Annotated in this window: 3 protein-coding genes; all 3 read right to left on the bottom strand. The window is 69.0% G+C overall.

Going from position 1 to position 14,373, the window contains the following annotated elements:
- Window positions 1-305: 305 nt before the first annotated feature.
- The 3 genes from H0E82_RS01135 to H0E82_RS01125 are packed head-to-tail and all read right to left on the bottom strand — an operon-like array spanning window position 306 to window position 14,281.
- A complete protein-coding gene (locus tag H0E82_RS01135; RefSeq protein WP_180543138.1) occupies window positions 306-1,313 on the bottom strand; it encodes an OmpA family protein in 1,008 nt (335 codons plus the stop codon).
- Window positions 1,314-1,322: 9 nt separating this feature from the next.
- Window positions 1,323-4,694: a hypothetical protein gene (locus tag H0E82_RS01130; RefSeq protein WP_219338353.1), complete on the bottom strand. Its 3,372-nt coding sequence runs from the start codon at window positions 4,692-4,694 to the stop codon at window positions 1,323-1,325.
- Window positions 4,695-4,723: 29 nt separating this feature from the next.
- Window positions 4,724-14,281 carry an SdrD B-like domain-containing protein gene (locus tag H0E82_RS01125; RefSeq protein WP_180543136.1) on the bottom strand — a complete coding sequence of 3,186 codons (9,558 nt, stop codon included), beginning with the start codon at window positions 14,279-14,281 and terminating at the stop codon, window positions 4,724-4,726.
- Window positions 14,282-14,373 lie beyond the last annotated feature (92 nt).

Genomic DNA, 14,373 nt, shown 5'->3' with positions numbered 1-14,373 from the left:
GCAGGAGGGAGAGATGCACTTCAGGGGGAGGGGAAGCACGGCCGCCCGGGCCGAGGACTGCATTCTCGCGAAGCCTGAACAACCCGAGCTGAATAGTGAACCACGAAGTACAGGAACTTCTGGGAGCGCCCAGAGCACACGGACTTGCGCGGTGCGGGCATCCGTGTGCCGCGGCCATCGCGCTCCGGGACCGGCGCCCATCGAAAGTCCGGCTGCGGCGGCCCCGGGTCATGGAACGCCGGGGCGACGCGTGACGACCGAGCAGCGCAGGCGCGGGCCGCAGTGGCCGTCGGTCGAATCGCGGCTTACCCGGGCCGCGCGACCAGCCTGACCTCGACCCGACGATTCGGGATCAGGCATTCACGCAACGCCGCCCGCGGGGTGACGCCGTCGCACGCCTGCACCTGGTCGGTGTCGCCGCGGTACGCGGACGTGACGATCGCCGCATCGACGCCACGCGCGAGCAGCAGGCCACGGACCGTTTGCGCGCGAAGTTCGGACAGGCGCTGGTTGTAGGGGGCGCCGCGTCCGTCGAGGCGATCGGCATGGCCGACCAGTTCCACGGCGACCAGGCGCAGGTTCTCCTCGCGCAGCCGGCCGAGTTCACGGTCGAGGCTCTGAAGCGAGTACGCACGGACATCACCCGCTCCGGTGCGGTCGAACTCGAACAGGATGTTGGCAGTCAGCACCGTCTCGGCCGGCCGGACATCCGCCCCGCCGCCCGGGCCCGTGCCGCATTGCCGCGACAGCGCCTCGGCGTCGCTCACCAGATCCTCGGCGATCTGGATGTACGGCTTCGAATGACGCCACTGCTGCTGGTTGAACTCGTTGCCGGCGTGGACCAGCTCGACCTCGCCGCAGGCGACTGCCTGCTGGGCGCAGACGAATCCCGGTGTGCCATGGATGGCGCCGAGGCGCTGCCACAGGTCCTCGCGCACACGTGCGGCGCCGTTGATCAGCGGCGTATCGGTCGGCAGCGGTGACACGCCCTGCTCCATGCCATTGATCAGCGTCTCCGATTCGCCCAACGCTTCCTGCGGAAACGCACTGCGGTCGTTGCGCGTGTATTCGTGGAAGGAGACGTCGAGCCAGCACTGCGCCTTGGACAGGTGATAGTCGCGGACGGGTCGGCCCGCATCGTTGAGCGCCTTGATGCGCAGCTGGGTGCGCTCGTAACTGCCGAGGTCGGCGTGGATCGCCTCGTCGGTGATGCGCGCCTGGGCGGGCGCCAGTTGCGTCTGCTGGGCATGCAGGCCGAACGCGAGGGCGCCCAGCAGGGCGCCGCACAGAAGGGAAGTCTTGATCGTGGTCATGTCGGGTCCTCAGCGCACCGGGTCGCGGTAGCGGGCGTCTTCCCTGCGGAAGAGGTCTTCGTCGAACTTGAAGCGCAGGCGCACGAACGCGCCCTGCTGGGTGTACTCGTAACCTGAGAGATCGTCGTCGCCGCGGAAGCCGGTCGCGTTGTAGCCCGCCGACAGCCACAGGTTCTGCCGGAGCAGACGTCCGACTTCCAGTCCGAGCGCGTACTGGTTGGCACCAGCGCGGCCGCGGAAGGTGGAACCCAGGACGCCGATGTCCCAGCGCTCGGTGATGTCGTACACGACGCGTCCCGACAGCAGCACCGCGTTGAAGTCGTCATCGGCGCGGCCGGTATCGGCGTAGAAGAAGCTGTCACGCTGCCACTTCGCTGCGACGCGACCGGTCAGCCACCAGGGGCGGGACGGATGCCAGTCCGCGTGCGCCGAGACGATGTGGGCGCTGCTGCGGATGTCCTGGCCGGTATCGGATCCGAAGCCCGAGCCGTCCATGCCGCTTTCGTCCTTCTCCAGCTTGAACTCGTAGCGTGCGAGGGCGTTGACCCGGTTGGTATCGGTGTCGCGATAGGCGGCGCCGACCTGGAAGCGGTTCTGCAGCACATCGCCGCGCGCTTCGTAATCGGTGCGCAGCAGATAGTTGCGCGACAGCGCCGTCCAGTCCCGGGAGAGCTTGCGCGCTGCCAGGAACATCAACAGCGTGGTGTCGTAGGCCTCGTTCGTCGGCGTGCCGGCGACATCGTCGGACACCCGATGCTCGATGCGGATGTTGCCGCGCCACAGCGGATTGGCGCTGTAGTCGAGTGCCACGCCGACACCGGTGGAATCACCGACGGTGCCGGCGATCACATTGGTGTGCTCGAGCGTGGTGTCGATCCGCAGGCCTTCGGTCACATCCCAGCGGTTGCGCATGCCCGAGGCCGCCTGGATGTCGCGGCCGGCGATCGCGTCGCGCATGCGGTACTCGGAGAACAGCTGGGTGTCGCGGACGAAGCTCGTGTCCACGCCCAGTGCCACCGTATCGGCCGATCGCCCGTCCTGGGTCAGCCCGTTCACGCCGCTGATGCCGGTCTGCTTTTCGTAACGGCCATAGACCCGGCTGCGTTCGCGCAACTGGTAGTCCATGCCGAGCGCGACACGATTGCGGTCCTCCCCGTGGATGTCCTGTTCGACCTCGCCGCCCACGGTGAAGCGCTCGCTTGCGCGGTAGCCGGCGCCGATGCGCAGCATGTCCGACGACAGTTCGGTTCCGACCGGCAGGCCGCTGCCGACGTCGTTCGGATTGCCGCTGGCGATGATCGGCAGTCCGGTCAGCGGATCCAGCGGTTGCTGGCCGTATCCCAGCGCGCCGCCGCCCGCCCCGGTCGCGTAGCCGCCCGAAAGGCCGCCGATGTCGCCGTAGCCGGTGCTGCTGGCCCAGGTGTAGTAGGCGCCGACGGTCTCGCGGATCGCGCGATAGCCGAAATCGAGGGTCAGGCGATCGGTCACCGCCACCCGCGTGCCTGCCGACGCCGCGTCGCGCTCGCCGCCATCGGGATTGCGGTCTTCGCTGCGCAGGGCCTCGGCGTAGAGTTCGAGCCGGTCGTGCAGACGCCAGCGCGACGCGGCGGTGTATTCGCCGCGGCCGCCGTACAACGGCGACGCCGGATTGTTGAACGCCGGGTCGGACTGGCCGGCGAACAGCCGCAGATCGAACACCGGTCCGACATGGCCGAACTCCATCCGCCAGGCATCGCCTTCCACCAGTCCGCTGAGACCCTGCAGGGCCGGTGTGCCGTACTGGTTGACGCTGTTGGTGTTGACCTCACTGCGGGTGCGGGCCGCTTCCGCCACCACCCAGGTATTGGCGCCGAAACGGTGGCCGATGTTGGCGCTGCCCATTTCGAATCCGGCGAAGGGGTTGCGGTCGTCGACGTAGGCGCCGCCCACTTCGCTGCGCGCGCCGAGGCGCAGCTGCGCATCCGCGCCCGCCACCAGGAACGACTCCGTGCCCTGGTCGAGCTCGTAGGTGATGCGCAGCGAGACCGGATTGAGATCGCTGTCGAAAGACGGCAGGAAACTGTTGAGCAGGATGCGGCCCGAGAACGGCTCGAAGCTGTAGTCCACCAGACGCCCCAGCGGACGTACCGAGACGATGCGCGACGGCTGGTTGCGATCGCGCACCACCACTTCCACACGCTCGCTGCCTTCGAGCACGGCGTTGTTGCGCAGGCCGTACGGCCCGCTGCCGGATGTGGGCAGTTCCTCGATCACCTGGCGCAGGGAATCCTGGATGGCGAAGACGTTGCCGCGCACGCGGGCATTCTCGAAGTGCCAGCCCAGGCCGGTCGCGGTGCGGTTGTAGGTGCCGAGCACGCGCTGGCCGGCCTGCATGCCGAAGTCGACCCCGCTGTGGGTGACGATGTTGTCGCCGGTCTGGAAATCGCCGTACAGCAAATAGCTGCGGTCCTTGTCCACGCGCACGTACAGGCGCTCGGCCGAACGCGCGTCGAAGCCGCGCAGCGATGCGTCCCCGTAGACCGGATAGAACTCGTCCGGACGGATGTCGCGCAGCAGCCGCGCACGCACGTCTTTGTCCGAGTCGTAAGCGGCGGTCAGCAGGTACTCGCCCTTGATGGAGCCCTTGGCGAAGAACGCGGCGCGCGCCGCGCCGTTGGCCTTGCCGTTGTTGAACTGGCGCTCCCAGCGGCGGATCTCGCGGTCGAAGCCGTCGCCGCGGCGCGTCCCGTCGATCAGGCCGTCGCCGTTGCGGCGGAAGTTGATCACGCCTTCGATCAGGCCGGTCGCGATGAGATCGCGCATTTCCGGCACGAAACCGACCACGCCTTCGGCGCTGTGCGCGCCGGAGGTCACGCGCAGCAGCACATCCTGCGGATCGAACGGCGCGAGCAGCTCGAACTCTGCCCGGCCGTCGCGCACGGGCAACTGGATGCCAGGCGTGACCTCGTCGGCGTCCAGGCGGCCCGGGCCGAACTCGTCGGTGCGACCGTCGGGCAGCTTGATGCGTCCACCGCTGTGCTCGACGGTGGCGAACGCCTCGCCGGCCATCGGCCGGCCGTCGGCACCGAACAGCTGCACGACCACCTTGACCGGCGACTGCCCGTCGGCCGGCACCCCGTCGCGGTCGACTTCGACCACCACCCGGTCGACCGCCGCGTTGACGCTGTAGCCGACGTTGCCCGGCTGGGCATACAGCGGTTGAGGTGCGCGGTCCCGCTGTTCCGGCGACTGCGGATACAGGGGCGCGGCCTGGCCCAGCGCAGGCGTGAAGCGCTGGTCGCCCGAGACGGTCTGCGCGGTCGCCAGCATCGGGGTCATCGCCATGGCCAGCACGAGGGGATGCAGGAACTGGCGGGTCACACGCATCCGACGGACGTCCATGGCGGTCAGGGGGCGGGAGGTGGCGCGGCTCACGGCTGCACCTCCCGCTGTGCGGCGGCATCGCCGCCGGTGGGCCTCGGTTCGACGAGCGGCAACTGGTCGGCCGAGTCGGTGCCCTGCTGCGGCGCGCGTGCCGGTTTGCTCTCGAACCGGAGCGGGGCCTGGCGGGTTTCGGTGTCCGGCGCCCGGATCTCGCCCTGGGTGCGGCGGGCCTTGACCTGCTCGATGACGGCGTTGGAACAGCTGCCCTCGATGAAGTCGGCGCGGTGCAGCTCGCCGTTCCGAAGATCAATGAACAGACTGTCCGCGTCGCCGAGGTTGCGGTTGCTGCTGGTGGTCAGGCGGGCCCCGATGGGCAGGGTCGACGGGTCGACCTTCAGCGTGTGGCTGCGAGGGGGCAGGCCGCAGTAGCTGTATTTGCCCTCCGAGTCGCTGACCATCCAGGTGCCGTCCTGGAAATACAGGCGGACGCCGGGAATGCCGAGCTCTTCGCGGTCCTGCAGGTGATTGACGTTGCAGTCCATGAAGATCTTGCCCACCACGCAGCCTTCGTTGGTGAACACACCGCCGCCGACGACCACGCGGTACTCGGCCGGGTTGGATGCCACGACACCGCCGCTCGGATACGGCGTCAGCGTCATCGGATCCACGCAACTGCCATCGATCGAGCAGCCGTAGGCGCGTGCACGGTTGACGCCATCGCCCTGCTGGCTGCCCACGCCCACACGCACCCGGTAGGTCAGCACCTTCTGCTGGCCGACCGCGAGCGGACCGACGTCGAACACCAGGGTCGGGCCCGGCGCGCCGAGCGGTGCGGCGATGCCGGCGTTGTCGACGCGCGCGGTGCCGGTGATGAAGGTGAAGCCGTGTGGCAGGCGGTCGATCACGTTGACCACGCCCATCGCCGCGCCGGCGGTCTGCCGGATGGTGATGGTGTAGAGCAGGCTGTCGCCCACGTCCACGGTCTTGCGGTCGCCGGTCTTGGTGATGACCAGGCCCGGGGCGACCTGCGGGTCGAGCGGAATGTGGTTGTGCACCGGCACGGCCACGGCCGAGCCCAGGGTCAGCTCGAGGTAGTACGTCGTCGCGCTGCCCACCGGCCCGGTGGGCGCGGTGGCATTGGTCTGCACCTGGAACGCGGTGCCCGGCGTCGACGGAGGCGACAGCGGCGCGGGCTCGGCCGGAATCATCCCGGACTGGAATGCGTAACCACCCGGCGGCGTCACCGCGAGCTGGAAGCGGCAGGATGCAGGTGCGTCCGGGCCCATCAGGAACTGGTAGGCGCCATCGGCGCCCACCGTCATCGAGACCGACGTGCCCTGCACCGTGTAGCCGCCCAACGTGGCGTTGAGCAGATGCTGCTCCGGCACATAGCCCGCGCAGGTGCCGACCGGCGTCAGCGTGACGCGGGCACCGGCAACCGGCGTGCGCGTCGTGGCGTCATACACCACACCGCCCGGGTTCAGCGGCAGACTCTGCTGCGGCAGGTTCTGGCCCGGCGCCAGCACGACCGACAGACGCGTGCTGCCATCTGCGTTATTGCGACAGGAGCTGGCCGTTCCGTTGGCGAGCGCATTGGCCGCATCGCAGGGCACCGGAGGGCCGGCCGCGGTCTCACCGCTGACCGGCAGGCCCCAGACCACGCCATTCGCCGGATCACGGAAGCGGATGTCCAGCGGAACGCCGGGCACCTGACCGGTGATCGCATAGCTGCCGTCGGCCGCTGTGGTCGCTGTGCCCACGATCTGGCCGCCCGCATCGACGATCTCGACGATCCAGCCCGCCAGGCGACGGTCGCCGCCATCGATCAGCCCGGTGTCGCTGCCCTGGTCGAACCACACGGTGCCGGAAACCGACGCCGCGAGCTGCACCGGGGTCGGCAGACGACAGGCGTTCTGGGTGATCGCCGGGTCGCAGACCGGCAAGGTGTCGATGCTGCCTTCGAAATGTCCGCGCTCTTCCGGCGTGGGCGTCCGGTACGGGCTTTCGCCGCCGCCTTCCACGATCACCGCATTGCTCACGGGGCTGTTGCCCACAGCCGACGCGTCGACACGCACCTGCGCGACGATCGTATCGCCCGCGGTCGCTCCGACCGGGACCACCGTGCTGCTGGTGCAGCGGAAGCGGCCTTCACCGGCTGCGCCGCTGCAGGTCCAGCCGGCGCCGGCGGGCGTGCCCACCAGGGTCAGGCCAGCCGGCAGGCGGTCTTCGACCACGTACTCGCCGGCCGTCGGCTGCTGGCCGATGTTGCGCACGCGCAGGGTGTAGCTGCCGATGTTGCCGACGGTGAAGATCGCAGGCGTCGCGGTCTTGCTGACCACGAGGTCCGGGGAGTCGCCGATCTCGCCGAAGTTGTTCTCGACCGACTGGCCGCCCGGCGGCAGGACGATGCCGCTGATCGCCGATGGCGTGGTCTCGACCGGGGTCGCGGTGCCCACCTGGGCGCCGTCGATGGTGCCCGCGGTGGTGATGCCGTTGAGCGTCTCCGGCGGCTGGGTCGGCTCGGTCACCGTATAGGTGCCCGGACGCAGGCCGTCGAAGCGGTAGCGGCCGTCGGCATCGGTGGGGGTCGAGACGTTGACCGCCTGTCCGAGGTCATCCGTGCCGGTGAGCACGATCTGCACCCCGGCATAGCCACCTTCGCCGGCGTCGACGATGCCGTTGTTGTTGCCGTCGTTGTAGACCCGGCCCCTGATCGAGCCGACCGGCACCTCGCCGAAATCGTTGCCGGTGACGTCCTGGCCCACACCCAGCGTGATGCCACTGATGACCGATGGCGTGGTGGTGGGCGACGTGACGTTGCCGCCGCCGGTGCCGGGAACGGTGATGCCGCTCAGCGTGCCGTCCGGCTGCTCCGGCTCGGTGACGGTGTAGGTGCCCGGCGCCAGCTCGGTGAAGGCGTAGCGGCCATCCGGATCCGTGGTGGTCTCGCGTGAAATCGCGTTGCCGGCCAGGTCGGTGCCGGTGAGGCGCACGACCACGTTGCCGATGCCGATCTCCTGGGGAGCGACGACGCCGTCATTGTTGGTGTCGAGCCAGACGCGGCCGGCGATGGAACTGTTGAGCGGAATCTCGCCGAACAGGTTGTCGACCGAACGTGCGCCCGGCGTGCTGAGGTCGATGCCGCTGATCGCACTCGGCACGACGGTGATCGGCGTCGCGGTGCCCGCCGGCGTGCCGCCGACGTTGCCGGCCACGGTCTGGCCGTTGCTGGTGCCGGCTGGCTGGTTCGGCTCGGTCACCGTATAGATGCCCGGGCGCAGTCCTTCGAACGCGAACTCGCCGTTGCCGCCGGTGGTGGTGCTCAACGACACACTGGCGCCGGTGTCATCGGTACCGGTCAGGACGATGCTCACGTCGGCGATGCCGGTTTCCGCCGGCCCCGCCTGCACGCCATCGTTGTCGGCGTCGAAGAACACGCGGCCCGACAGCGCCACGCCCAGCGTTTCGCCGAAGTCGTTTCCGATCGATGCGCCACCGGCAGGCAGCGCGATGCCCGAGACCGCGCTCGGCGTGGTGGCGACGGAGGTCGCCGTCCCGCTGACGCTGCCGCCCACGGTGCCGGCCACCGTGATGCCGTTGATGGTGGTGACGCCGCCCACGACAGGCTGCGCCAGCTGTTGGGTCACCGTGTAGCTGCCGCCCGGCAGATCGTCGAAGCGATAGTCGCCATTGGCATCGGTGATCGCCGCTGCGACCGGGTTGCCCAGCGCGTCCACGGTACCTGCCGGCAGCGACACACTGACGCCAGCGATCCCGCTCTCGCCCGGATCACGCGCGCCGTTGTTGTTGGCATCCAGCCAGACGTTGCCGGCCAGCGATGCGGCCAGCTCACCGAAGTTGTTGCCGCTGGAACCGGCCGCCGGCAGGTTGGTCACCGTGATCACGTTGGCGGTGTTCTCCCGGCCATCGGCCAGGCCGCCGGGCTGGGTTTCGGTGATGCGGTAGTTCTGCCCGGTGATGCCGCCGCCATAGCTGAAGGCGCCGCTGGCGTCGGTGGTCAGGGTGACCGGCGGCAGGTCGTCGGCAGTGCCGAACACGCCATCGGGACCCGCACCTTCGATCACCACGGTGACGCCGGGAATGCCCGGCTCGTCGCTGCCCTGCGTGCCGTCGTCGTCGCGGTCGAGGTAGACCGTGCCGCTGATGACGGCGTTGGCGAGCTCGCCGAACAGGTAGCCGGTCGCGTCCTGGCCCGCGCTGATGACGATGCCGTCGATCACGTTGGGCGTGGTGGCGCTGCCCGGCGTCGCGGCGTTGCCCGGCGTGTGCCTGCCGTCGATGTAGCCGGTCGGCTGGGTCTGGGTGATCGTGTAGCTGCCGGTTGGCGGCAACAGATCACGGAACGTGTAGGCGCCCGCCGCGTCGGTCTGCACGGTGCGGTTGACTGCGTTGCCCAGCACGTCGGTGCCGGTCAGGGTCAGGGTGACGTTGGCGATCGGGTTCTCGCCGGGATCGAACAGGCCGTTGTTGGTCGTGGCCTGCGACGAGGAGAAATCCTCGAACACCTGACCTGCGAGCGAGCCCAGGACTTCGCCGAAGTCCTGCCCCGATACACCGGCTGTCGGCAGGTTGACGACGTCGATCACATCGCCCGGGTTCTCCAGCCCCTGGGCGTAGCCGGTGGGCTGGGTCTCGGTGACGCGGTAGGTCTGACCGACCACGAGGTCTTCGAAACGATAGGCGCCATCGGCATCGGTCTGCACGACCACGGGCGCCGGATCGTCGGCAGTCCCGAAGATGCCGTCCGCGCCCGCACCGGTCAGGGTGATGGTCACGTCCTGCAGGCCGCCGTTGGGGCGGGAGTTTTCGCTGCCGGCATCACCGGCATCGAAATCGCCATTGCGGTTGCGGTCGAGATAAACGCTGCCGCTGATGGCGGCGATCGCATCCTCGCCGAAATTGAACGCGGTGCCGTTCTGGCCCGTGCCCAGATCGATCGTGCTGATGCGGTCGGTGGTGGCGGCATCGCCGCCAACGCCGGTGGCCGGCGTGCAGCCGGTGGCGCAGGGCGCGCCGCCGATCTGGCCCGGATTCACCGCGGTGGGACGATTGCGGTAGTTCCCGGCCGGCAATACCTGGCGCAGGGTGTAGACCACGAGCGGGTCGAGATTGGTGAAGCCGTACGCGCCTGCGGCATCGGTTGTCGTGGTGGATACCACGGTGCCCGTGGCGGCCTCCAGCACTTCAACGGTCGCCACCGCGATCGCGCCGTCGCCGGCGTCGCGCGTGTTGTTGAAGTTGGCGTCGATGTAGACGAAGCCCGACAGCGAAGGCCGGCGCACTTCCGGAAAGTTGTAGCGCACACCGGTGTCGCTCGCGCCCACGGGAATGGACGCGATTACCGAGTCCGGCGTGCCCGCGGTGTACGTGCCACCCAGGGACGGCGCCTGCGCGCCGGTCGCCGGCAGCGGCGCCGGGCTGTTGATGAAGCCTGCAGGCTGGGTCTGGGTCAGCGTGTAACCGTCCGCTCCTGCCGGCGACAGATTGTTGAAGCTGTAGCTGCCGTCGGCGGCCGTGAGGACCGACCGGTTGACCGTGTTGCCGAACGCGTCCGTCCCGGTCAGCGTCACGGTCACGCCGCCAATGCCCGGTTCGGCCGCCGGAGACTGGCGCGTGCCGCCATTGGCGCCCACGCGGTCGCGGTCCTCGAACACCACGCCGGCCAGCGACGAACGCGTGACCAGGATGTCCCTGGTCGCGGTGTCGTTGGTCGGGTTCGGGTCCACCTGTTCGGTGGCGATGCGCGCCGTGTTCACCTGCGCCCCGGTACCGGGATAGCTGGTCCAGCGCACCGGAATGACGACGCGGGCACGACCGCCCCCGGTCATATCGCCCAACTGGCAGGTCAGTACCTGACCGAGCGCAGTGCAGACGCCGGTCCCGTTGGGAATCTCGTCGCCGCCCTGGGGCGGCCCCTTCTTCTGCCATGTGGCGGCGCCCAGGACCTCGAGCCCCGGGGGCAGCGTGTCGCTGATCACGGTGCCCGTCCCGTTCAAGGGGCTGGTCCCGCTGCGGTCCCGCGAAAGGCTGGCGCCCGGTCCTGCGTTGACGCCTTCGATCACCCAGTAGAAGGGCTGGCGCAGCGCGACCGTGGTGGCGGGCGACGCGGGCAATGCGAGGTCCGGGTCGCTGTCGGGCAGCGTGGTGAAGACATGCTTGGTGACGCCGACATCCGCGCGCACGCGGATCGACGTCGGTTCCTCGACGCGATTGTTCGCGAGGTTGGGATCGAACTCGGCAAGCTGCACTTCAGCGACATTGCGCACGGTGTCGCCGTTCGCACTCGGTGGCGACTCGTAGCGGTACTGGACGTAGACATAGGACGTCGCGCTTACGTTGAGCACACCCAGCGAATCGCTGGCACCGAAGCCGGCGCCGGGAACATCGCATTCGATACTCAGCCCCGGGTCCGTCGCGGCCGTGCCGGCGCCGGTGAACGGGTTCGCGCTGGTCGTCGTACAGCCGGCCGTACTGAACGGCCCGGTCGGGCCGCTGACCAGGCCCGGTGCGATGCCCATGAACCGGACCTCGCGCCCGGCGGGTGCGCGATAGGTGTCGAGGATCCGCACGGCGGTCGCCACCGACGGGCCCGTGTTGCGCACGGAAATCCGGTACGTGATCAGGTTGTTGGCGGGATTCAGCGCATCGTAGCCGAGCGGGTCGACACCACCGGCAAAGCCCAGGTCGGTCTTGTTGATGATCAGATCGGCCACGCCCTGTTCGAACGTCAGCGATGCGATCTGCTCGTCATCGGTCGCGCTGGTATTGGTGTTGTAGTTGAACGCGCCATTGGCGTCGCTGCCGCTCGCACCGCCGGGGATGACGAAGCTGGCGGTGTTGTCGAACCGGCGGCCCGCCGGATCGTTGCCTGTGTTGACGTTCGGGCGGATGGTCACCCGCAGGTCTTCACTCTGGCGATGCGCCATCGACAGCGCGGGACATGCGATCACCAGCGCCAGCGGAGCACCCGTGGGATTGGCGTACGACGTGCCGCCCGCAGTGATGGTCGTCGTCAGGCCCGGCGCAGGGGTGGCGCCACAGGTCACCGCACCCGGCGTGCGGGTGGCCGAGACCAGCACGAAGCCGGCGTCATTGGCCGGAATCGTGAAGGTGTCCTGGAAGACGACGGCCGGCACCGTGGCCGTGCCTTCGTTGAGATAGGACATCACGTACTGGCTGTTGACGCCGGCGCGGCCGACTGCACCCGTGGTGATGTTCTTGGCGGTTGTGCGGAGATTGGCTTCGCGCTCGATACGGACCCAGTCGCCCGCACGATTGTTGGCCGGGTTGATCTCGCCGACCGAGCCTGCGACAGCCGGATCCACCCCGACCCCTGCGGTGTTGCAGAACGCACCGGACGGCGCGATACCCGCGCCGCACGGACCGGAACTCTGGCCGATGCTGTCGAACAAGGGACGGGCCGCCGAGATCACGATGTCGACCGATGCCCCCGGCGCCAGACTGGTGCCGGCGAGGGTGCGGCAGACCACCGACGCGCCGCTGACCGGGCATTCCCAGCCGGTGGGGGTGACGACAGAAATGCCGGTGCCCGGCAGATTGTTCGAAGCGGGCACGAAGCCCGGCAAGGTGTCATTGACCACGATGCCGGTGGCCGGCACCGCGTCGGTGATCGCGAGATTGGTGACCCGCAGGGTGTAGGTGACGCTGGCCACGCCGACGCCAATGGTGTTGTCGGCAGGATCCGGCGTATTGGTCCACTTCTCGATCTGCAGATCGACACGCTCGTTCGTGGTCCGCGTGCCGTCGCCCGCACAGTCATTCGCGGGGTTGCGGTCCTCGTTGATGCTGCCGGTGACCGGCTCGAGCGACCCGCCCGAACCACCGGTGCAGGCGTTGTTGGTAAGCGCGGTGTCGGCCGTGCGTGCGCGCGTCACGATGGTCAGGACCGGCGCGTCGCTGTCGCGTGCCAGTGGATACTGCGAGGGGTCGAGGTTGCAGGTGACCACCTGTCTGGGGCCGCCGGCATTCCACACTGGAGGGGTGACCCCACAGTTCCAGACGCCCGGCGCGCCGCCGCTTCTGAATTCCTCGCCCGGGGCGAGCGTATCGACCACCTGGACGTTGCCGGTCGCCGCACGCGGGCCGTAATTGCGCACCTGGATGGTGGACGTCATCAGACTGTCGCTGTCGTCGCCGCTGCCCGGCCAGATCGCGACCAGCGCCGGGGTCTTGCGTTTGGCCAGGCCGAGGTCGGCACCGTCGGGCAGGACGCTGAAGGTGACGCTTCCCGCGTTGTTGCTCGGCACCGCATCCGGCGTGTCCGATGTCACCGTGGCGGTATTGGTGACGTCGCCGCTGCTGTTGAGGCCGTTGGACGGCACCATCGCCTCGATGGCGAAGTCCACGCTGGCGCCGACCGGAAGGTCACCCGCGAAGGCGCAACCCCATCCGCTGATGCCGCCGCTCGCAGCGCAGGTCCAGCCGTTGGGCTGGGTACCCCCGGCGACGGTGAAGCCCGCGGGCAGGGTGTCGCTCCAGCGCGGATTGGTCGCTGCGCTGGGGCCCAGATTGCGTATCTGGACATTGAACGTGACCGTTTCACCGGCGATCGCCGGCGCCGGAGTGGCGCTCTTGCTGATGGCCAGGTCAGCACCCGGCGTGACCGGAGTGACCACGGTCGCGGTGTTGTTCTCCAGGCTCGGGTCCGGCGTGGCACCGGCGTTGACCGTGGCCGAGTTGGTGATGTTGCCGCTTCCGACGTTGACCCGGGCCCGGAAACTGAAGGCGCTGCTGCCACCGTTGGCGAGCGTGCCGGCATAGGTCGCCGTCACCGTCGCCGCGTTGAAGGTCCAGCCCGCGCCGACGAAGCTGTTCGGGACCAGGCTGACTCCTGCCGGCAGCGTGTCGACCACGCTGAAACCGGAGGAGGCGTTGGGGCCGTCGTTGAAGACCTGGAGCGTGTAGGTCACCTCGCCGCCACCGGTGACCGGTGACGGCGAGGCCGTCTTGGTCAGGCGCAGATCGCCGGAATTCAGGAGCGTGGTGCTTTCGGAGAGCCGGTTGTTGGCAGGATCGGTATCGCCGAGGAAAAACGGATGCCCGGGGGCCAGCGTGCGCACCGCCTGCGCGGGGTCCGGCTCCGCACCGGCAAAGCCGATCGCACCGTCGATCTGGACCGTCCCGGCCGTCATGCCGACCGTGCGCATTTCCAGGTCGAAGGCGACCGAGGGACTGGCCTGGGTCAACGTGGGAATCGCACACCGGATCCGGACCGGCGAGCCGCCCAGGCTCGCGCAGAAGGCGGGCAGTACCCCGGGCGTAGCGCCCACGGGCAGGTCGAACACGGCCACAGCGTTCGCCACCGTGTCCACGTCGCCGTTTTCCACGATGACGTTGTAGACCACCGTGCCGCCCACCGGCGTGGGATCGAAGCCCGTGTCCGACAGATTGCTGATCTGCAGGTCAGCCGCCCAGGCCGCGGGCGAGGCGAAACACGCCGCCAGGCAGACGGTGCGCCACAGGCCGGCGCGACGCGGAGCAGCGTGTTCCGCCCTGCGCGTTCCCGTGAAGAATCCGACACATGCCTTCACGACGCGCAGGCGCGTCCCTTCTTGCTGACCCATCGCGCTTCCCTCGGACGATTGAGCGCGCACAGGACACGCCGACCCGCCATGCGATGGCAGAAGCGATGCCTGTGCGTTGAACCCCATGCCGA

Origin of the sequence: Luteimonas deserti (genome assembly GCF_013425765.1) — a bacterium.
Classification (GTDB): Bacteria; Pseudomonadota; Gammaproteobacteria; order Xanthomonadales; family Xanthomonadaceae; genus Luteimonas; species Luteimonas deserti.
This window is presented reverse-complemented; position numbering and strand designations above follow the sequence as displayed.

Bases quoted from the DNA above. Each gene is read 5' to 3' on its own strand.
- H0E82_RS01125 (WP_180543136.1), bottom strand. From the start codon at position 14,281: ATGGGTCAGCAAGAAGGGACGCGCCTGCGCGTCGTGAAGGCATGTGTC.
- H0E82_RS01135 (WP_180543138.1), bottom strand. From the start codon at position 1,313: ATGACCACGATCAAGACTTCCCTTCTGTGCGGCGCCCTGCTGGGCGCC.
- H0E82_RS01130 (WP_219338353.1), bottom strand. From the start codon at position 4,694: ATGGACGTCCGTCGGATGCGTGTGACCCGCCAGTTCCTGCATCCCCTC.